The organism is Aeromonas sp. s8, assembly GCF_040907785.1.
GTDB lineage: Bacteria > Pseudomonadota > Gammaproteobacteria > Enterobacterales > Aeromonadaceae > Aeromonas > Aeromonas veronii.
On the sequence record NZ_JBFOCL010000047.1, the window covers coordinates 256,438 to 277,546 of the forward strand.

General features: G+C 47.2%; 13 protein-coding genes. 12 read left to right on the plus strand and 1 reads right to left on the minus strand.

The genetic code is table 11. The features are described from left to right. Window positions 1–44 precede the first annotated feature (44 nt). The 12 genes from AB5Y86_RS17220 (at window position 45) to AB5Y86_RS17275 (ending at window position 19,286) form a co-directional block, all read left to right on the plus strand. Window positions 45–845, plus strand: a complete 801-nt coding sequence (locus AB5Y86_RS17220) for an ABC transporter permease (protein WP_236562324.1) — start codon at window positions 45–47, stop codon at window positions 843–845. An 11-nt stretch (window positions 846–856) separates the two neighbouring features. Further along, entirely contained in the window at window positions 857–1,507 is a 651-nt protein-coding gene (locus AB5Y86_RS17225) for an ABC transporter ATP-binding protein (RefSeq protein WP_368193545.1), read from the plus strand. Between the two features lie 15 nt (window positions 1,508–1,522). After that, a complete protein-coding gene (locus AB5Y86_RS17230) occupies window positions 1,523–2,749 on the plus strand; it encodes a sugar transporter (RefSeq protein WP_368193546.1) in 1,227 nt (408 codons plus the stop codon). 228 nt (window positions 2,750–2,977) lie between these two features. Then, window positions 2,978–3,970: a glycosyltransferase gene (locus tag AB5Y86_RS17235; protein WP_234923071.1), complete on the plus strand. Its 993-nt coding sequence runs from the start codon at window positions 2,978–2,980 to the stop codon at window positions 3,968–3,970. 48 nt (window positions 3,971–4,018) lie between these two features. Beyond that, the gene (gene wecB / locus AB5Y86_RS17240) at window positions 4,019–5,194 is read left to right on the plus strand and encodes a non-hydrolyzing UDP-N-acetylglucosamine 2-epimerase (RefSeq protein ID WP_227342487.1); all 1,176 of its coding nucleotides are present in this window, start codon (window positions 4,019–4,021) and stop codon (window positions 5,192–5,194) included. A 67-nt stretch (window positions 5,195–5,261) separates the two neighbouring features. Next, the gene (gene wecC / locus AB5Y86_RS17245) at window positions 5,262–6,515 is read left to right on the plus strand and encodes a UDP-N-acetyl-D-mannosamine dehydrogenase (RefSeq protein WP_368193547.1); all 1,254 of its coding nucleotides are present in this window, start codon (window positions 5,262–5,264) and stop codon (window positions 6,513–6,515) included. A 52-nt stretch (window positions 6,516–6,567) separates the two neighbouring features. After that, entirely contained in the window at window positions 6,568–10,668 is a 4,101-nt protein-coding gene (locus AB5Y86_RS17250) for a glycosyltransferase (protein ID WP_368193549.1), read from the plus strand. A 191-nt stretch (window positions 10,669–10,859) separates the two neighbouring features. Next, on the plus strand, window positions 10,860–11,738 hold the full coding sequence (gene galU, locus AB5Y86_RS17255; protein WP_322112860.1) for a UTP--glucose-1-phosphate uridylyltransferase GalU: 879 nt from the start codon (window positions 10,860–10,862) through the stop codon (window positions 11,736–11,738). 352 nt (window positions 11,739–12,090) lie between these two features. Next, on the plus strand, window positions 12,091–14,757 hold the full coding sequence (locus AB5Y86_RS17260; protein ID WP_368193550.1) for a DUF6270 domain-containing protein: 2,667 nt from the start codon (window positions 12,091–12,093) through the stop codon (window positions 14,755–14,757). After that, window positions 14,726–15,817: a galactosyltransferase-related protein gene (locus tag AB5Y86_RS17265; protein WP_368193552.1), complete on the plus strand. Its 1,092-nt coding sequence runs from the start codon at window positions 14,726–14,728 to the stop codon at window positions 15,815–15,817. Before AB5Y86_RS17260 ends, AB5Y86_RS17265 begins: the two co-directional genes overlap by 32 nt. Before the next feature lie 22 nt (window positions 15,818–15,839). After that, window positions 15,840–17,939 carry a capsular polysaccharide biosynthesis protein gene (locus tag AB5Y86_RS17270; protein WP_368193554.1) on the plus strand — a complete coding sequence of 700 codons (2,100 nt, stop codon included), beginning with the start codon at window positions 15,840–15,842 and terminating at the stop codon, window positions 17,937–17,939. 12 nt (window positions 17,940–17,951) lie between these two features. Continuing rightward, on the plus strand, window positions 17,952–19,286 hold the full coding sequence (locus AB5Y86_RS17275) for a capsule biosynthesis protein (protein ID WP_368193556.1): 1,335 nt from the start codon (window positions 17,952–17,954) through the stop codon (window positions 19,284–19,286). A gap of 116 nt (window positions 19,287–19,402) precedes the next feature. Here AB5Y86_RS17275 and asnB read toward each other — a convergent pair whose 3' ends face one another. Further along, window positions 19,403–21,067, minus strand: coding sequence for an asparagine synthase B (gene asnB, locus AB5Y86_RS17280; RefSeq protein ID WP_110303926.1), 1,665 nt, complete (start codon window positions 21,065–21,067; stop codon window positions 19,403–19,405). Between the last annotated feature and the right edge of the window lie 42 nt (window positions 21,068–21,109).

The following is a 21,109-nucleotide window of genomic DNA, read 5'->3' on the forward strand; positions in this document are numbered from 1 at the left end:
CAGGCTTGCCGTCAGGCAAGCCTGTCACACCATAAAGTACGTCAATGCATAAACCCATTCTCAATCAAACGCCCCGCACATCTTTGCAGGTATTGCGCGATGTCGTTTTTGGCTTGCTTATCCGCGAGTTGAAAACCCGTTTTGGCAGCTATCGCCTGGGGTATGCCTGGGCACTACTGGATCCTCTACTGATGATCGGTGCCTTTAGCCTGATTTTCGGCTTGCGCGGGCATAGCGGATTTGGCGGAGCACCTGCACCACTCTTTATCACCGCTGGTTATCTGCCTTTTATCTTTTTTAAAAATGTGGTTAGCAAGCTGCAATCTGCGGTCAGCGCCAATATGGGGTTGTTCTGTTACCGTCAGGTCACCCCATTTTCTACCTTTATTGCCCGTTTTATGCTCGAAACCATGGTCGGGATGATGGTGGGGGGGATATTGGTGCTGGGGTTACTCTGGCTGGGCTTTGATGCGATTCCTGCCGATCCGCTGCAGGTTATCCTTGTCTATCTGCTGTTGATGGTGTTCTCGTTTTCCCTCGGTATTGTCTTTTGCGTGATCTGTAATTTGGTGCAAGAGGCCGACAAATTCCTCAATCTGCTGATGATGCCGCTGATGTTTATCTCATGTGTCATGTTCTCGCTTGCCACCATTCCAGCCCAATATCGGCACTGGTTTTTATGGAATCCGCTGGTGCATGCCCTCGAGCTTATTCGCAGTGGCTGGATTGCTGGCTACAGTAGCCCCTATGTCAGCTCGAGCTATCTGGGCGCTGTCACCCTGATACTGCTCACCTTTGCCATGAGTTGCTATCGGTTGAGCCATCGCCGCCTTATCGCCAGTTAAAGTGAAACTCGATGATTGTTCTTGACTCTGTTACCAAGTATTACCCGACCAAATTTGGTCGCAACTATGTGCTGCGCGATGTCTCGCTCACCCTGCCTCGAGATCGCAATATCGGTATTCTGGGCGTTAATGGGGCAGGTAAGTCAACGTTGTTACGGCTACTCGGGGGTATGGATATGCCCAACCGAGGCAAGGTGAGCCGGCATTGCCGGGTATCCTGGCCACTGGCACTGGGGGGAGGTTTTCAGGGCAGCATGACGGGGCGTGAAAATACCCGTTTTGTTTGCCGCATTCATGGGGTGCGCGAGACGGCTGCTGTTGAGGAGTGGGTCAAGGAGTTCTCGGAAATAGGTCAGCATTTCGAGCTGCCAATCAAGGGATACTCCAGTGGTATGCGTTCCAAATTTTCCTTTGCAGTTAGCATGGCGTTTGATTTCGATATCTATCTGACTGACGAAATCACCTCGGTGGGGGATGCGCGTTTTAAGCAGAAGTGTATCGATGTATTTAACCAGAAACGTGAAACTGCCAGCCTTATTATGGTGTCGCACGATATGAAAAACCTGCGTCAGCAGTGTGATATGGGTATTTTATTACGAAATAGCCGATTGGAGGTATTTGACAATATCGACGATGCGATCCGTATTTATCAAAATCTATAATAAGCACAATTAAACATGACACAACCTATCAGAACAGAAAAGCCATCACGCTTCGTGCGGAAGCTTCGCAAACTTGGCAAAGAGCCGAAGCGTTTCTTCATTGATTCCAACGGTTATAAAATTGCCCACAGGTCTTGGCAACAGAGTCTGAAACTGGGCAGCTTTTTGTGGGTTGTAGCCTGCTTTACCATGGCATCGATCTATTTTGGCGGGATTGCTTCAGACCGTTATGTCAGCCGAAGTGACATTATTATCAAGCAGGCAGATCAAATCAAAATGTTGCCCGATGCTCTGTCTATGCTGGGGCTGGGTGGTAGCAATCATCAGGACGTATTGCTGGTACAAGAGTACCTTCGCTCCTGGGATCTGTTGGCCAAGCTGGATCGCGAATTGGCGCTTAAAGCGCACTACCAAAGCCATAATGCCGACTTCTTCTCCCGTTTATCGGGGGAGGCGACCCGCGAAGAGTTTCTTGAATATTACCGTGACCACTTGACCTTGCGTCTTGATGAACTCTCCGGGGTATTAACCATCGAACTGCAGGCTTTTGATCCCGTATATGGCCAGCAGGTAGTGAGCATGATGCTGAAAGAAGCGGAAGGCTTTATCAACAAGCTGGGCCATCAGGTCGCCATGGATCAGCTCGCCTTTGTCGAGCAAGAGGTCAACCGTTCTCATCAACGCTTGCAGGCAGAGAAAGCCAGGGTGCTGGCGTTTCAAAATAGCCATCAGCTGATCAGCCCGGAATCGACCAGCACTGCACGTCTTGGTGTGGTTAGTGAAATTGAAGCCGAGCTTGTTCGCCAGCAGGCAGAACTCAAGCAGTTGCACAGTTATATGAAAGAGAGTGCCCCTGCGGTGGTATCGGTACAGGCAAGGATCAATGCCCTTGGCAAGCAACTGTTGCAGGAAAAGGCCAAATTGACCACAAATGGCACAAATGCGAGCAATCAGGTGGCGCCTGAGGCGATGAACGAAATCACTGCCCAATATATGGATCTGAAAACCCAGGCCACTCTGGCTGCTGATCTCTACAAGACGGGCCTTATCAGTCTGGAGCAAGCTCGCGTAGAGGCATATCGCAAGCTGAAACACCTGCTGGTCGTGACGAAGCCAACCTTGGCGGAAGAAGCCGAATACCCACGCCGCTTGTATAACCTGGTCACAATTGGTGTTCTGCTTTGCCTCTTCTATGGCCTGATTGTTATGGGGCTGGCGACCTTGCGTGAACACCAGGATTGATAGGGTGATGCAAGATAGGTCAGATCTGTATTCTTGGCAGATGAGAATATCATCTGCCAAAGAGATAACCTTGAGGAATGAGGTCTGCCTGTCAGAATATAGCCAAGTGACTATTTTATAAAAATTTATTGGTTTTTTGATAAAAACCAGTGTGCTGTTCATATTCCACGCTATGTAGATAATAGGTGGTTATGATTTTTACTGGATTATATATGTGGATCAATTTCTTTGGGCAATAATAAACGACCATGTATTGCTTTAGTGGCCGACCAGTTTACTACATTCAGTTTGGCTCCAGACGCAGATTTAATTCAAATAACACCGATAGATTGGCAATGGAAGTTAAGATTTTACAAACCTGACTTTTTATTTGTCGAGTCAGCCTGGCGTGGTTATAAGGATAGCTGGAAAGGGAAAATAGCCAGTTATGCCCATAGTTCGCCCAATAAACCAGAGCTGCGGAGGTTGCTGGAATTCTGCCAAAAACGGAAAATCACAACAATTTTCTGGAACAAAGAAGATCCGTTTCACTTCGAACGCTTTGCTGATGCGGCCGCGTTGTTTGATGTAGTCTACACCACGGACTCCGGCTCACTGGAGCGCTATCATGCGCTCCCCCATCAGCGTTTTCAGCATGTCGGTGTGCTGATGTTTGCTGCCCAGCCACGCTGGTATCAACCTGCAGAGAAGGGAGTGCGGGGTCAGGAGGTCGCATTTCTGGGTGGCTATTATGGTAACGAGCTGGCTGAGCGAAGCAGGGTTCAGGAGGATATTCTTCTGGCATTGCGAGATAAGAATCTGATTATTTTTGACCGGTTTTGGCAGAAAGGAAATGGCTGCAGCTATCCTGAGCAACTACAACCTTACTGTAAACCTGCGATCACTCAAATGTCGGTTGCCAAGGCATATCAGCAATATCAAATATACTTAAACTTCAATACGATTAGTCAATCTTCAACAATGCTATCCCGTCGGGTGTTTGAATTGGCCGCTGCTGGCTGCCCTATTATCAGTACGCCTTCGATCGCCATGGATAACATTTTTGGCAAGAGCATTGTCGCAGTGCAGGATGGTGCTGCGGCGCGCGAATGGTGTGAACAATTACAAAATAATGTTCGACTAAGAGACGAATTGGGTCAAAACGCGATGGAAATCGTGCTGGCCCAACACACCTGGCAACACAGGCTGACACAGCTCAACAGTGAACTCAGTCTTTATTAGTTAATTTCGGATAGATAAAACCAATTAGCTCACACGGGAGTGATTATTATGCCAATTAAGGCGCAGCGAGTATTGATCGTTTTTGGTACCAGACCGGAAGCCATCAAGATGGCCCCTATCGTCAAGGCTTTCCAGGCCAATCGCAAGGTTGACGTCAGGGTTTGTGTTACCGGGCAACACCGGGAGATGCTGGATCAGGTTCTCAACCTGTTCGAAATTGAGCCGGAATATGATCTCAACATCATGAAGCCGGGCCAGGATCTGACCGATGTCACGACCGCCATCTTGCAGGGGCTCAAACCCGTTTTTGCCGAGTTCAAACCGGACCGCATTCTGGTGCATGGTGACACGGCTACGTCGTTTGCGGCGACACTGGCCGCCTACTACCACCGTATCGCAGTTGGCCATGTTGAAGCAGGGCTGCGCACCGGCAACATCTACTCTCCCTGGCCGGAAGAGGGGATGCGTCGTTTGACTGGCGGCATCGCCGATCAACACTACACCCCGACTATCAGCTCGCTGAAAAACCTCATCATGGAGAACATCGCACCGGAGACCATCTTCGTCACCGGTAACTCGGTGATCGACGCCTTGATTGAGGTTTCCCAACGCATTGATAAAAACCTTGGCATGAAGGCTGAACTGGCCGCGCGCTTCCCTTTCCTCGACAAGAGCAAGAAGCTGATCCTGGTCACCGGTCATCGCCGCGAGAATCACGGCGATGGCTTTGAGCGGATCTGCAAGGCGCTCTCCGTGCTGGCCCAGCGGGATGATGTGCAAATCGTCTATCCGGTTCACCTCAACCCCAACGTACAAGAGCCGGTCAACCGCAACCTCAAGGGGCTCGACAATGTGCATCTGATCGAGCCGCAAGATTACCTGCCGTTCGTCTATCTGATGAAGCAGAGCTACCTGATCCTGACCGACTCTGGCGGTATTCAGGAAGAGGCGCCCACCCTGGGCAAACCGGTGCTGTGCATGCGAGACACCACAGAGCGTCCTGCTGCAGTCAAGGCCGGAACAGTTCGTCTGGTGGGGACCTGTGACGAGACTATCGTTGCAGAAACCGTTCGCCTGCTGGATGACGAGCTGGCCTACCAGGTGATGAGCCATGCCAACAACCCCTATGGGGATGGCAGAACCAGTCAACGCATCGTTGAGGCCGTCATTGGCTTGAGCGGCGCCCTCGGCCAGCAGATTGACAGCAGCCTGCAAGTGGCCTGATTTACAGATTACATAACTGTCCTTGGGGGCATATTGCCCTCAGTTTTACTTTTGAGAGCACAAAATAATGAAATTCGAAACCATCTCCGTGGTTGGTCTGGGTTATATCGGTTTGCCAACAGCAGCAGTCATCGCCAGCAACGGCATTCGGGTTATCGGTGTCGATGTCAACCAGCATGCGGTAGACACCATCAATCAGGGCAAGATCCATATCGTGGAACCGGGCCTGGAAGATCTGGTCAAGCAGGCGGTACAGGATGGCCACCTGAGCGCACACACCAGCCCGCAGAAGGCGGATGCCTTCCTGATTGCTGTGCCGACCCCGTTCAAGGGTGAAGATCACGAACCGGATCTGAAATATATCGAGAGTGCTTCCCGTGCCCTGGCGCCCATGCTGGAGAAAGGCAATCTGGTGGTACTGGAGTCCACTTCTCCGGTGGGGGCCACCGAACAGATGGCCAAATGGCTGGCCGAAGAGCGCAGCGATCTGACCTTCCCGCACACAGTGGCAGAAGGCCAGACCCCTGACATCTTTGTTGCCCACTGCCCGGAGCGCGTGTTGCCCGGTCAGGTGATCCGCGAGCTGGTGGAGAACGATCGCATCATCGGTGGCATGGACAAGGCCAGTACCGAAGCCGCCACTCAGGTCTACAAGATGTTTGTCAAGAAGGGTGAATGCATTGCCACCGAAGCACGCACCGCCGAGATGAGCAAGCTGACCGAAAACGCCTTCCGTGATGTCAATATCGCCTTTGCCAATGAACTGTCACTGATCTGTGACCAGCAGGGCATCAATGTGTGGGAGCTGATCTCCCTTGCCAACCGTCACCCGCGGGTCAATATCCTGCAGCCGGGTTGTGGCGTGGGTGGTCACTGCATCGCCGTTGACCCCTGGTTTATCGTCAACCAGAATCCTGACACTGCCAAAATCATCCACCAGGCTCGCCTGGTCAACGACTACAAGCCGCACTATGTGGTGGAGCAGGTAGAAAAAGCGGTGGCCGGTCTGAGCAACCCGAAAATTGCCTGTCTGGGTCTGGCCTTCAAACCGGATATCGACGATCTGCGTGAAAGCCCGGCACTGGATATCACCAAGACCCTGGCAAATAACCCGGCTTATAAAATTTTGGCGGTTGAGCCAAATATTGAAGCCCTGCCCGCTGCGCTGGAAAATCGTAATAACGTCAAGTTGGCATCATTGTCAGATGCATTACAACAAGCGGATGTAATGATTATTTTGGTCAAGCACAAGCAATTTGTTGGTTTGAATCGCAGCGATATCGCTAGTAACCAAATATTTGACTTCGTTAACGCTATCTAATCTTCTATCAAAAATGGGCCATGATAATTATCATGGCCCATGTGAAAAAATTATGAAAAAACAAAGAATTAATAGAGCTAAAAAAAAGAAGGCACAAGTGCAGACTAAGGCTGAATTGCTGTCAAAAATAGAACTTGATGCACAGTTATATAATATAGAGAAGGAGACTCTTGCCAAAGAAAAATCATTAATTGAAGCTCGGTTAACTCAGGAAAAAGAGGCTCTTGCGAAAGAGAAAAAATTGCTTGAAACTAAGTTAAATAAAGAGATAGAGGCGCTCATTAAAGAAAGGGAACTCATAGAGCGTGAGTTGAAAAAAGAAAAAGATATACTAGCAAATGAGAAAAAACTAGTTGAGGCTGAACTCAACTCAGCTCGTTTAAAATATAGAAATGTCACCCAGAAAAATAGAGAGTACAATGAAGAGTTAAAGTCAATTAGTACTAAATATGAAACTGCTTTGAGTGAAATAAACCTTGAAAAGGAGCATATTGCCGCATTAAGTAATGATCTTACCGAGTTAAAAACGGTAGTGGGTGACAAGGATAGCATTCTCAGTGTCAATCAGGCAGTGACTCAATCTTTGCAATCTGAACAAGATCATCTGAAGATGGAGTTTCTGCGCGCTCGCTTGGCTCTGCATGATCTTCGTCATGAGCTGCATCATAAAGAAGCCGAGCTATCACAACATAAGATAAGAGCGGCCAAACTTAAGAACACACTCTCCTACCAGTTGGGCCATACCCTTATTTTTTCAACTAAAAGTTGGAAGAATTTCCTCACTCTACCAGCGAAGCTGTGGCAAATAAGGCGTCTGGCAGCAGAAAGACGTATGACAATGCCGGCTCAGCAACTGCTCTCTTATCAGCCAACTGAGGCGGCTGGGTTTACCAATCGAACAGAGATACTTCATCTGGAGAGCGCGATTGAGTCGTTAGTTATTGATACAAAGGATGGCTTGGCAAAAGCATTAAAACAATTGAAAGTTGCCAGCATTATGGACGAATTTACCTTTCTGTCCTATGAGCCGGAATGCAATTTGCTGCAACTGACACCACAACACTGGGAGCAAGAGTTAACCACATTCCAGCCTGAATTGCTTTTCATTGAGTCCGCCTGGCGTGGCAAAAATGATTTGTGGGGGAGTAAAGTCGGTCATATGAGCCAAGAAGTGGTTAACATTGCTGCTTGGTGCCGAAAAAATAAAGTGCCTACGATATTCTGGAATAAAGAAGATCCTGTCCATTTCGAGACTTTCCTTAATACCGCCAAGCTTTTTGATTATATCTTTACCACAGATATTGACTGCATTAGCCGTTACAAATCAGCATTGGGTCATGATCGAGTATATTTCTTACCCTTTGCTGCGCAGCCAATGGTTAACAATCCAATTGAAAAGTATGAACGAAAAGATGCCTTCTGTTTCGCCGGTGCTTATTATGTAAAATATCCAGAAAGAACTCGCGATTTAGGCGATTTTTTGCTGAGCCTACCAGATTTTAAACCTGTTGAAATCTATGACCGAAACTATGGGAAAGACGATCCTAATTATCAATTCCCGGCAGAATATCAGCCGTTTATCGTCGGTACATTACCCTATAGCGAAATTGATCGGGCTTACAAGGGGTATTACTATTCAATTAATCTTAACTCGATAAAACAGTCACAATCAATGTTTGCCAGACGGGTATTTGAGCTGCTTGCCTCGAATACTGTTACTGTCAGTAACTTTTCCCGTGGTATTAGGGCTATGTTTGGTGATCTTGTGTTTACCAGTGATTCTGGTCGAGAACTAGTTAGCCGATTAAGCAAAATTGCTGGTAACCCACTTAAGGTAAAATTGCTGCGTCTGCAGGCTTTGCGGAAAGTCATGATGGAGCATACGTATCAAGATCGACTGGCTTATGTTTACAGCAAGGTTAGTAATTGTGAGCCCGAATCTTTACTACCTCAGGTTACAGTGATTGGGTATGCGAGGTCGATTGAAGAGTGTGTGACTCTTATCCAAAGCTTCACCCGCCAGCATTATGAAAATAAAACATTGACGATAGTCACGATCAATGGTCTTGATACGTCAGGACTTGAGGTGGAAGACAATATAACGTTGGTGAATGCCAGCCAAGCAGAAGAGATAAGGTTGAAGGATGCGTGCATGGGCACGTGGCTCTCGGCTATGGTGACCGACGATTATTATGGCCCATACTATCTTACCGATCTTCTTCTTGCCACTCGTTATACTGATGCCAGAGTTATTGGCAAAGGTGCATTCTATAAGATAGTTGCGGGGGAATTACAGCTAAACCACAGTGATGCTATCTATAAGAATGTTGAGTATGTTGCAGCCCGCAGAAGTATCGCATTTGGTGCGGTGATTCCAGATAGTAATCTTCGAGACTGGACTAGCTGCTTGTATACCCATAAGTATATGAGCGATAGTGTATTCTCTGTTGATGAGTTTGGCTATTGTATGGAAGGGAAAGAGGAGGTTCTTGAGTATGAAGAGTTCCAAGAAAACATCCTTGCCAATGGGTATAGTCTGGCAGAAATAAATTCAATTTCTGAACAGGCAAAACCAGATCAAGTAAATATTAATGCACTACCGATGTTGCGGGGAAGTGAGATATTAGAAATACTTAATCCACCTAAGTCAACTAGTGTATCTGCTATTATTGAACATGGCCAGTTGGTATTTAATTCATCTTTACCTGATAATAAACATGAATATTGGTATGCGAAGGTTGACTACAAACCTGAGCAGTTAAATGTGGTGAATGGTCAGCTTCATATGTACCTTGACACTACACCAGGGTTAAACATTCAGTTTGTATTGCAATTTTTAGATGGCAATAAAACAAAAATTACACATGCCATTAATTTAGCAAACCGAAATGTTGCTATCAATATTCCTGAAGGAACCTGTTTTGTTCGGCTTGGGTTGCGTATATATGCATCTGGAAGTGCCGTCATTGGTGGTTTGATTTTAGATAAAAAACCGATGAATATATCAGCACAATTAGTGAAATCAGACACCCTGGTATTAACTAATAATTACCCAAGTTATAGCGATTTATATAAAAACGGGTTTGTGCATAGCCGTGTAAAATCGTATCTTGAAAGGGGCTGTAAATGCGATGTTTTCAGATTTAAGCGTGATGAACCCGTGTCATACCATGAATTTGAAAATATCGATATAATTACTGGTGGTGAGGCGGTTTTACAAAAAACTATCGCCAGCACAGGCTATAAAACCATATTGGTTCACTTCCTTGATGAACATATGTGGTCAGTATTAGAACCAGTGATTGATCATGTTAACGTGATAGTCTGGGTGCATGGTGCGGAGATTCATCCTTGGTATCGTCGTAATTACAATTATACCAATGATCAGCAGCGTGAAGCGGCAAAGAAAAGCAGTGAAATACGAATGGCGTTTTGGCGAAGAATATTAAATCCAATGCATCCAAACCTGAAAATGGTGTTCGTGTCTAACTATTTTGCTGAAGAAGTGATGGAAGATATTGGATTCCGTTTGCCAGAAGATAGTTATACTGTTATTCACAACCCTATAGATATGGCCAAGTTTAACTATATCGAAAAGCCTGCCGCGCAACGAACTAAAATATTGTCGATAAGACCATTTGCCTCAAGGCAATATGCTAATGATTTGAGTGTGTCAGTGATTACAAAATTAAAAGACAAACCATTTTTTAATAAACTGCAGTTCCATATTATTGGTGATGGTCCACTTTTTGATGAGACACTACAACCGCTCATTGGCCTAGAAAATGTCAGCTTGGAGCGGCGTTTTGTGAACCATGATGAAATATCTGCTCTTCATAAGCAATATGGAATATTTCTTTGCCCAACGAGATGGGATTCGCACGGAGTATCACGTGATGAGGCAATGTCATCAGGTCTTGTGCCATTTACCAGTGCTGTTGCAGCTATTCCTGAGTTTGTCGATGAAGAGTGTGCTGTATATGATGATGGTGAAAATGTAGATAACTTGGTTGCAGGCATTGAGAGACTTTATCATTCTCCAGATTTATTTGTGAAAATGAGTAAAAATGCTTCAAACCAAGTTTTCAAAAAGTGTAATAAAGAAATGATAATCGCTCGTGAGCTCGAGTTATTTCATGACACTAACTGTTAAATTTGATATTAAATTCCCCGCTTAATCGAAATGGTCAGCGGGGGATCTATTAAAATATAGCACCTCATTGTTAAATGACATGGGCATTTAAAAATTAGTTCAATGTGTGCAACAATGTGGTTATTTTAATGATTGAGTGCCAAGATTATCATACAGTCTGTTGACATTCATAAATATTGAGATATTTTAAGATGCCCTTGAATAAAATAAGAAAGGCTGTTTTCCCTGTTGCTGGTATGGGGACTCGTTTTTTGCCGGCAACCAAGGCATGTCCAAAAGAGATGTTACCTGTTGTTGATAAGCCACTGATTCAATATGCAGTAGAGGAGGCTATTTCAGCAGGTATCACCGATCTTATTTTTGTGACCTCATCTACAAAGCGTGCTATTGAAGATCACTTTGACAGCAACTTTGAGTTGGAATACAAGCTTGAACAAGCGGGGAAAAAAGCCTTGCTGGATACGGTTAAGAATATCATTCCAGAAGGGGTCAATTGTTTTTATGTTCGCCAGACCGAAGCTCTGGGTCTTGGTCATGCCGTATTGTGTGCCAAACAGATCGTAGGCAATGAACCCTTTGCTGTATTGTTGGCTGACGACATGATCTATTGCGATAAAACCCCCTGCCTAGACACCATGATTGCGCTTTCAAATGAAAGCCATAGCTCAGTGGTGGCCGTAGAAGCCGTTCCAATGGAAAAGGTCAGCCAATATGGTGTAATTGAGCCTATTACTATAGGTGAGCGTCTTTACAAACTTAATGGTGTGGTAGAAAAACCCCCTCGTGAGGAAGCTCCATCCAATCTTTCGATCGTTGGGCGATATATTCTGCAACCAAGAATTTTCGAGCTTTTAGAAGGTACACAGCGTGGTGCGGGTGGTGAAATTCAATTAACTGATGCAATCGCGTGTTTACTAAAAGAGCAGACCATATATGCATATGAATTTGACGGTATACGATATGATTGTGGGAGCAAGATTGGTTATATAAAAGCAAATCTAGATTTCGCACTGCGTCATGATGAAATAGGTGATGACGTGAGGGATATGCTAATTAAATTGAGTGTGTAATAACCTATGTTGACATCGTTTAATATGCTTTCTTAGCATGTTGTTTTTATAATATTGTCGTAAGTTACAACAGAAGTTGCAAAGTTATTCGACATAATAAATAGTTGTGCTTGCTTTTGTTTTGATTGAGTCAGACCTAAAAATGGAATGACAAAGCTGTATATTTTTTTGGGGTTGGCATAACCTCTCATTGTTGAATTTAATTGTTTAAACTTATACGCTTTTAGCATTTATGGGCTTATTAAAAGCGAGCATTTATAGCCCCTTTGTTATTCTATCACTATATTAAGACACAGTATATGTGTATTGCTTTTATCTTCTGGCGTCATTGTTAATAAATTTGAGAATTATAATGAAAGTTTTTATCTATGGTGAATGTGTTAGTCGTGATATATTTAACTTTGATGCGGCAAATATGCATAAAGTTGATAAGTACTTTGCTAGAAGTGCAATTTCAAGTGCGTTTGACAATCTTGAAGTTAATGATGAATGGTCTGATAAGATTGCATCAAATTTTCAAAAAAGAATGGTTTTATGTGATTTAAAGAAATCTCTTGCTAAGGAAATTGAAAGTTCTGATTTTGATGTTTTTTTAATTGATTTTACATCAGAACGGCATGCGCTTTTTATATTTAACAATGGCTCAAGTTGTACTTTATCTACAGAGATAATTGGTGCTGGTTTTCCGCAAAATGATACGGATATTGGCCGTAAAATATTACCTTTCTCTGAGGAGCGTTTTTTGTTATGGGAGGCCGGATGGCAGAAATTTGTCCAACTGATGAAAGAACACAATTTTAAGGATAAGGTTGTGATAAATGCAGTCACTTGGGCAAAAAGAACCTCTGATCATTCGGCTTTTGATGGTATTCACACTGAGCAGTATTTGGAGCATGTCAATAATTATTTCAATAGGATATATGAAAGAGTTGCAATTGATGTTCCGAAAGAACAATTTATAACCGCACCTGAAGAGCTCCATATTGCGTCTATCGAGCATCGTTGGGGAAAGAGCCCACTTCATTACATAGATGATTATTATATCCATCTTGCCTCTGAATTAATAAAGCGATTGAGTGTTTTAAAAATCAGAGCATTGATGGACTCATTGGATTTTAGCTTCAATGTTAGTGATACTGAAATTGTTTTTTCTTTATCCACACCTGATGCGGCAGTCGATAATTTTTACTATGCATTTTATTTGTTGGTAAACGATAAAAAATGTGCTGAATCTGGATATAAAAAAGATAAAAATGTTTGTTTTTTCTATGATATAAAGGAATGTGATGAAGTTGATATTATTTATTATGTTAAGGATATGCATGGTCAAAGAGAAAGTAGGCGGTTATCTTTAAAAAAGAAAATGCAGCTTGTCAAAATAGATGAATATCTTGCCGATTTTAAACCTGATAGAACTCAAAAGTATATTAAAGACGAATACCTCCGTCTTCGATATGATATTATAGGGGATACATTAATTGTATCCTTGCCTTATGCAACCGATAAAGTTAGAATTGATAAAAACTATGGTATAGAGTGGTCTGCTCATTCATGCAATCTCAATGAATCTGGCTTTATGTGGTTCTATTCACTTTACTATATTGGTTTTTTAATTAAAGAGTCAGAAAATAATAGTCTTTTAGATGATTATATTCATTCTGCAGTCCATAGCTTTTTAAACTCCTCATTATGTTTTAGTGATGATTTAAAAGATATAACTAGTGCAGATCATTCTGCTAGTGAAAGAGTATTAACTCTTATTAATTATGTTACTAGATATGCTGACAGTCTAGAGAAAACGAAAATCGATGCGCTGATTGTTGCTATACATTTTTGGTTAGAGTGGTTAGCATCATACAGCTGGTATCAAAATAATAACCATGGGGTTATGGCAGATATCGCTGTCCTTAATGGATATTTGTTTCTTAAGTCAATACCAGACGCAAAAAAATTTGAAAACATTGCATTGTCGAGATTGAGTAGGACAATCTCAATCGCTTACGATAAAGACGGTTTTTGTAATGAGAATACAATAGGATACCATTCATTTAATAATGCGCTATATAGTAAAATTATAAAGGCTCTGCTAAATAATAGCTCTTCATTCTCAAGTCATAATCTATTGAAGATAGAGTCAATGAATGAAATTCTTATATCCTCTGATAGGGCATTAAGATATTCTATATGGCAGGATGGTAGTATTCCTCCTATTGGGGATTCACCAATAATTAGAACAAAGTTAGAATCCATTAATAGTTCATTTTGCTTTTTTGATAGTGGGTTCGCAGTAATAAAGACTGACGATATTTATTTTTCACTGTTATGTAACTCTAGATCTCGTATACATAAACATGTTGATGATACCTCGATAACGCTACGATATAAAACTCAAGAAATTATTATTGATTCTGGTTCATATAGATACGATAGAACAGATCCTTATCGTGCTAGTTTGGTTTCATCATTATCACATAGTGGTCTTTTTACTTCGACGATAGACAAAACTATTTGTAATGATTATTATAAAAATTTAAATCCTAAAGCTAGAATAGTTGACTTTGTAGAAAATGGTGATTCATTTTATATAAAGTGTGAAAATATAATTAATGATGGTGAAGAGACCTTAGTTAGAGAGATTTTTATTAATCTTCCATTATCCATAAAAATAGTTGATTCTTTCTCATTCGTTAGTAGTGGGCAAGTTAAGTATGCATCTCAAAGATTTATTTTCGACGAAAACTCATCTGTTGAAAAAAACTCTAATGGTGGATTTTTATTAAATGTGAACGGTTTACCCTTTGATATAAAAAGCAGTGCGAGTGAACATAGTTTATACAGAGGGGAAAGAGACCCATCTTATAGAGGATGGCGTTCAAAGGAAAATGGTGAACTAATAGAAACTCTTGGAATGGATTTTTATGTAAGAGATGAAAATTCAGGGAAGATAACTACAAGTATTTCACTTATAAATGATGGGGAGGACTTTCTTGGGGAAAACAGTGGGAAAAACCTTATCTAATTTGAGTGTTATAACACCATTTTTTTTTACGAAAAATGTGCGAGGTTCACACAGCGATGCTCAATCTCGATTAAAACGGTGTTTTTTATCTTACTCGTCATCTATCAACATAGAAAAATTCCTTATCAGCAATGTTGTCTGGGATAAACCACCGTTTGTAAATGTTATTACTAGGGCTTATTCCCCTAAGCACTCTATTTTTTCTCCCGGTATAGCAAGAAATCAGTCTGTTAACTCAATCTCAAGTAAATATATCTTTTTACTTGATGCAGATCTTATTTTTGCACCAAAACTAGCTTCTTCTCTTATGGATAGAGTGAGCTTGGTATCTAATTTAAGTCATGTGTCTTTTGAAATGTACCCCTGCCTTTATCTGACCAAGGAGGAGACAGAGCGCTTTGATGGGGATTTTCAGGGCTGCCTGGAGTCTTTTTTGCGGGGAGAAAATCACCGGGTTGAGGGAATCGCCCTGGCCAGCAGTTGCTTGCTGATGAATCGCGAGTGGTTTTTGCAGCTGGGGGGCTTTGACGAGCAGTTTGTCGGCCATGGCGGCGAAGATCTCGAACTGATTGACAGGCTCACCCGTCATTACCCCATCGGGCCACGACCTGATGACTATGCCCTCAATATCAAGGCACAGCATCCGGGAGATTATCAGGGGTTTCGCCGCTATTTCAGTTATTATGCGCTGCCCCATCTGTTTGCCGGCCGGTTTCTGGTTCACCAGTGGCATCCGCGCCCACTAACTCACCCTTACCACAAGCGGCGGGCTAACAATGATCAGTTGCTTGAGCAGATGCTGGCTCGCAGTGAAGCAGAGCGAGGCCCGTTGAAAGGGCCCGTGGTGCCCTGTAACGACCTTGGCGGGGAGCTGCCGGATTTTCGCGAGTGGATGATCCGTTTGCAGGAGGAGGCGGGCTATCCGGTGAGCGAATATCCGGGGCTGTTGCGCTGGCAAGAGGGGGTGCAGCGCAAGCGGCCACTGTGGCGCAAGCTGCGCAAGCTCTACCTCAACCCTCGGGCCTTTTTCAGAGATATGTTTAAGCCCACATCTCGCTGAACTTTTTATCTGAGCAATTTGCATGACTCTATGGACACAATCCAGCGGCATTCTGGCCCGCAGCACTCAAATCAGCGCCTGTCTGGGACAGCCATTGGCGCGCTTTGCTTCCCCTGATGCCGTACAGCCGGGTGATGTGCTGATCGGCTGGGGCCAGAAGGCTAATACCCACCAGATCAAGGAGCAGGCCAAGACCCTGAGTTTGCCCTATTGGCAGCTTGAAGATGGCTTTATCGGTTATATCGGTCATCCAGCCAGGGGGGGCAAGGCGGTCTCGCTGATCGCCGATCCGGTGGGGATCTATTACGATGCCCGCCAGCCTAGCCAGCTTGAGCAGTTGATTGCCACCCCGTGCGAGCCACAGATGTTGGCACGGGCCGAACGACTGATTGGTGAGCTGGTACGCCTCGGGGTCACCAAATACAACTGTTATGCCACTGCCCCCGGTCAGCCGATTGCCAGCGGCAGCGTGACCGCCCTCTCTGCTGTCGGGGACTATGGCGGCTTGCCATCAGGGCTTGCCACACGTCTGCAGCAGAGCGCCAAACCCAGGATCCTGCTGGTCGATCAGGTCGCAGGGGATCTCTCCATTCCTGGCGCCCTGGCCAGTGAAGCAGATTTTGTGGCGATGGTGGAGGAGGCCCGCCGCAATCATCCCGATGCGTGCCTGTTGCTGCGCACCCATCCCGATACTCGCCTTGGCAAGAAGCGCGGGGTGTTGGCCCGTCTGAACCTGGATGATGTGGAGATTGTGGCCGATCACTGCCATCCCCATGCGCTGCTCAATGTGGTGGATGCTGTCTATACGGTGTCATCCCAGCTTGGTTTTGAGGGCCTGTTGCTTGGCAAGCCGGTCTATTGCTTCGGTATGCCGTTTTATGCCGGTTGGGGGCTGACCCATGACAGCAAGCAGTGTGAACGGCGCAACGTAAAAGTGTCGCTCCCCCAGCTGGTTGCTGCAGCCTTGATCTGCTACCCGCGCTATCTTGACCCCGTGCTTGGCCAACGTTGTGAAGTGGAAGAGGTCGTTGCCATCATTGCTCGCCAGCAAAAGCCTGCTCCACGTTGGCGCAGGCTTTATCTGGTCGGTTTCTCGCTGTGGAAGCGCGCCTTTATGCAGGCGTTTTGTCATCACTTGGCCGAGGAGCTTTGTTTTGTTAGCAAGCCTCCCAAGCGGTTGACTGGTGATGAGCAGGTTCTGGTGTGGGGAAGCCGCTATCCCGAGCTGGTTTCTGCGATACGGGTCGAAGACGGTTTTATCCGCTCGAAAGGGTTGGGTTCCAACCTGTGCCGTCCTTCGTCACTGTCACTGGATCCGGTCGGGATCTATTTCGACAGCCGTTCCCCCAGCGGGCTTGAGCAGTTGCTCAACTACCAGCGGGTGACGGAGGTGGAGGTCAAGCGCGGTGACGCTCTGATTGCGTTGCTACGTGAACACAGGGTCAGCAAATACAATGTGGGCGAGCCGCAGCATTACGCCAAGCCGGATGACGGTCGTGAGATGGTTTTGGTGGTCGGGCAGGTAGATGGTGATGCCTCCATTCTGACCGGGAGCCCGCATATTCGCAGTAACGAGCAATTGCTGTGGGCGGTGCGGGCGGCTAAACCCGAAGCCCATATTCTCTACAAGCCTCATCCTGATGTGGTGGCGGGCAATCGTGGCGGGGCGATTTCAGCGGCCTGTCTGGCGGAGTGTGTCGATAGTCAGGTGCTCGATATTGGCCTCACCAGCCTTTATCCCCATGTGGATGAGCTGCATACCATGACATCGCTCAGCGGCTTTGAGGCGTTGGTGCAGGGAGTCAAGGTGACGACCTGGGGCCAGCCCTTCTACAGTGGCTGGGGGTTGACCACGGATGCCAATCCGCCTGCTCGCCGTCAACGTAGTCTGCCGCTGGCGGCTCTGGTCTATCTGACGCTGGTTGCCTATCCACTCTATATCGATTGGCAGACCGGCCTCTGGATTAGCCCGGAGCAGTTGATCCGCCAGCTGGCTAAGCAAGGGCACTCATCGGCCCAAAAGGCCAGCCGTTGGCAACGCTGGCAGGTCAAGCTCGGTTACTTGTTCCAGACGCTCATGCAGCGCCCGGCTCCGTTGAGTTTTCGCTTCCCCCGTTTTTGAGATACGTCGTCAATGAAGATTTTGTTACTGCAAGGACCGCTTGGCCCTTTCTTTCAGGCCTTGAGTCGCCAGTTGACCGAGGCGGGACATCAGGTGGTGAAGATCCATTTCAATGGCGGGGATGAGTGCTGGCCCTGTGCGGGGGAAAATCTGCGCTTTTGTGGTAAACCGGAGAGCTGGAATGCATTTTTCCGCCGGGTGCTCAAGCATCACGCTATCGATTCGGTGGTCTGCTACGGAGATTGCCGTTACTACCATCTGATTGCTGGCCGTATCTGCAAGCTGAAGAAGTTGCCATTTTGGGCAATGGAGGAGGGTTATCTCAGACCCGATTACGTCACGTTGGAACAGGGGGGGGTCAATGCCTTCAGCCCCTGGTATGAGCGTCGTGATCAGCTTGCCGAGCTGGACTGGCCAGAGCCTTATGACAGTTCGCTCAAGGTAGGCAAGACCTTTGCTGTGCGCGCCTGGAATGCCAGTCGTTACCATATCAGCAAGGCGCTGATGCAGTGGCGTTATCCCCATTTTGTCAATCATCGCCCCTGGAATCTGGTGCAGGAGGCGATGGGGTGGGTCTGCGGCGCCATGGTGAAATACGGCAACTTGCGCCAGGATCGCGCTTTGCTCAAAGCGTTGCCGCAGTACGCCGGGAGGATCTTCTTTGTGCCACTGCAAGTGACCGAAGATTTTCAGATCAGGGAACACTCTGACTTGAGCGGGGTAGAGGAGATGGTTGCGCAGGTGATCAACTCCTTTGCGCAGCATGCCAAACCCGAAGATGTGTTGCTGTTCAAGCATCACCCCATGGATCGGGGCTATGTCAGTTATCGCGCCCAGATAAACAGACTCATCGCAGTGCTTGGCCTGGAGGGGAGGGTCTTTTACGGTTATGAACTGCCGCTGCCGACCCTGTATCCCTTGCTCAAAGGGGTTATCACCATCAACAGTACGGTCGGTCTCTCTGCGCTGTTGCATGATGTGCCTACCTTCTGCATGGGGCGTGCACTCTATGACATTGACGGCTTGACCACCAAAGGTTCACTGGAATCCTTCTGGCACAAGCAGAGCCCCGTATGTGCCGAGACATTCAAACGGGTGCGCTACTCCTTGCTCCATCTGACCCAGCTCAATGCCAGTTTTTACCGTCATCTGAATATGAGTGCGCTGGCGGTCATGGAAAAGATGAAGCTCGACACCCGGCATCGCAGTGATGAGGCGGTGTCATGGGGGCATCGGGCCAGTGTGCATAAAATGGTTGGCTTTACCTTACCCTGGTTGGCCACTTATGAGCGTATTGCGGACGGATTGCATTCGGTCGGGTCCTGGTGCTCAACACTGCCCGTATAGGAGGGCAGTTTTTGCGCTGCCGGCCCGGCACGTCGCGCTGAATCATAAAAAAGCCCTTCACCATGGTGAAGGGCTTTTTGCTATCTGACGTTATCCGCTCGGTTTGGCGTGCAGGCTCAGTAGCCCTGCTGGTGCACGTCCATCACGGCGCGGCCGGACGGGTCGGCCATCTCCTTGAACTTGGCATCCCACTCCAGCGCGGTGGGGGTGGAGCAGGCGACCGACTTGCCGTAGGGCACGGTGCGGGCGGCGGCTTCCAGCGGGAAGTGCTCGTCGAAGATGGCTCGGTAGAAGTAGGCCTCCTTGGTGAGAGGGGTGTTGATGGGGAAGCGGAATGCAGCCGCTTCGAACATCTGATCCGTCACTTCGGTCTCGACCATGGCTTTCAGGCTGTCGATCCACGAATAGCCCACGCCATCGGAGAACTGCTCCTTCTGGCGCCAGGCCACTTCGTGGGGCAGCAGATCTTCGAACGCTTCGCGCAGAATGTGCTTCTCGATCTTGCCTTTGCCACACATCTTGTCGGCGGGCTGCAGGCGCATCGCCACGTCCATGAACTCCTTGTCGAGGAAGGGCACACGACCTTCCACGCCCCAGGCGGCCATCGATTTGTTGGCGCGCAGGCAGTCATAGAGGTGCAAGGAGGCGAGCTTGCGCACGTTCTCTTCGTGGAACTCGCGGGCGTTGGGCGCCTTGTGGAAGTAGAGGTAGCCACCAAACAGCTCGTCGGAGCCTTCGCCGGAGAGCACCATCTTGATCCCCATCGCCTTGATGTAACGGGCCATCAGATACATGGGTGTGGAGGCGCGGATGGTGGTGACGTCATAGGTCTCGAGGTGATAGATGACGTCGCGCAGGGCATCCAGACCCTCCTGCACGGTGAAGTGGATCTGGTGGTGGATGGTGCCGAGGTGATCAGCCACCTTGCGGGCGGCGGCGAGATCCGGCGACCCTTCCAGACCGACGGCGAAGGAGTGCAGCTGCGGCCACCAGGCTTCGCTCTTGCCATCGTCCTCGATGCGGCGCGCCGCATAGAGCTTGGTGATGGCGGAGATGACGGAGGAGTCCAGCCCGCCGGAGAGCAGCACGCCATAAGGCACGTCACACATCAGCTGGCGTTTGACCGCCGCTTCCAGCGCCGCTTTTAGCTCGGCCTTGTCGCTGACATTGTGCTCGACCGCGGCGTACTCCATCCAGTCGCGCTTGTACCACTGTTTGAGCTCGCCATCCTTGCTCCACAGGTAGTGTCCCGGCGGGAAGGTTTCGACGCTCTTGCAGACCGGCACCAGCGCCTTCATCTCGGAGGCGACATAGAAATTGCCGTGCTCATCGCGACCGGTATAGAGGGGGATGATCCCCATGTGGTCGCGACCAATCAGGTAGGCATCCTGTTCGGCGTCATAAAGAATGAAGGCAAAGATGCCGTTGAGATCGTCAAGAAACGCCGGGCCCTTCTCCTTGTAGAGCGCCAGCAGCACTTCACAGTCGGATTTGGTCTGGAACTGGAAGTCGACCTTGAGGGTTTTCTCCAGCTCTTTGTGGTTGTAGATCTCGCCGTTAACCGCCAGCACATGGGTGCGCTCGGGGTTGTAGAGCGGCTGGGCGCCATTGCCAGGGTCGACGATGGCCAGACGCTCGTGCACCAGAATGGCTTTGTCGGAGCTATAGACGCCGGACCAGTCAGGCCCGCGGTGACGCAGTCGCTTGGACATCTCCAGCGCCGATTTGCGCAGGGCTACTGCATCGGACTTGATATCCAGAATGCCGAAAATTGAACACATTGGCGGTAATCCTCTTGATTTTTATATGAGCCCCCCACGTTT

Excerpts from the sequence above, each read along its gene's own strand:
- AB5Y86_RS17220 (WP_236562324.1), top strand. The coding sequence starts at position 45 with ATGCATAAACCCATTCTCAATCAAACGCCCCGCACATCTTTGCAGGTA.
- AB5Y86_RS17225 (WP_368193545.1), top strand. The coding sequence starts at position 857 with ATGATTGTTCTTGACTCTGTTACCAAGTATTACCCGACCAAATTTGGT.
- AB5Y86_RS17230 (WP_368193546.1), top strand. The coding sequence starts at position 1,523 with ATGACACAACCTATCAGAACAGAAAAGCCATCACGCTTCGTGCGGAAG.
- wecB (WP_227342487.1), top strand. The coding sequence starts at position 4,019 with ATGCCAATTAAGGCGCAGCGAGTATTGATCGTTTTTGGTACCAGACCG.
- wecC (WP_368193547.1), top strand. The coding sequence starts at position 5,262 with ATGAAATTCGAAACCATCTCCGTGGTTGGTCTGGGTTATATCGGTTTG.
- AB5Y86_RS17250 (WP_368193549.1), top strand. The coding sequence starts at position 6,568 with ATGAAAAAACAAAGAATTAATAGAGCTAAAAAAAAGAAGGCACAAGTG.
- galU (WP_322112860.1), top strand. The coding sequence starts at position 10,860 with ATGCCCTTGAATAAAATAAGAAAGGCTGTTTTCCCTGTTGCTGGTATG.
- AB5Y86_RS17260 (WP_368193550.1), top strand. The coding sequence starts at position 12,091 with ATGAAAGTTTTTATCTATGGTGAATGTGTTAGTCGTGATATATTTAAC.
- AB5Y86_RS17270 (WP_368193554.1), top strand. The coding sequence starts at position 15,840 with ATGACTCTATGGACACAATCCAGCGGCATTCTGGCCCGCAGCACTCAA.
- AB5Y86_RS17275 (WP_368193556.1), top strand. The coding sequence starts at position 17,952 with ATGAAGATTTTGTTACTGCAAGGACCGCTTGGCCCTTTCTTTCAGGCC.
- asnB (WP_110303926.1), bottom strand. The coding sequence starts at position 21,067 with ATGTGTTCAATTTTCGGCATTCTGGATATCAAGTCCGATGCAGTAGCC.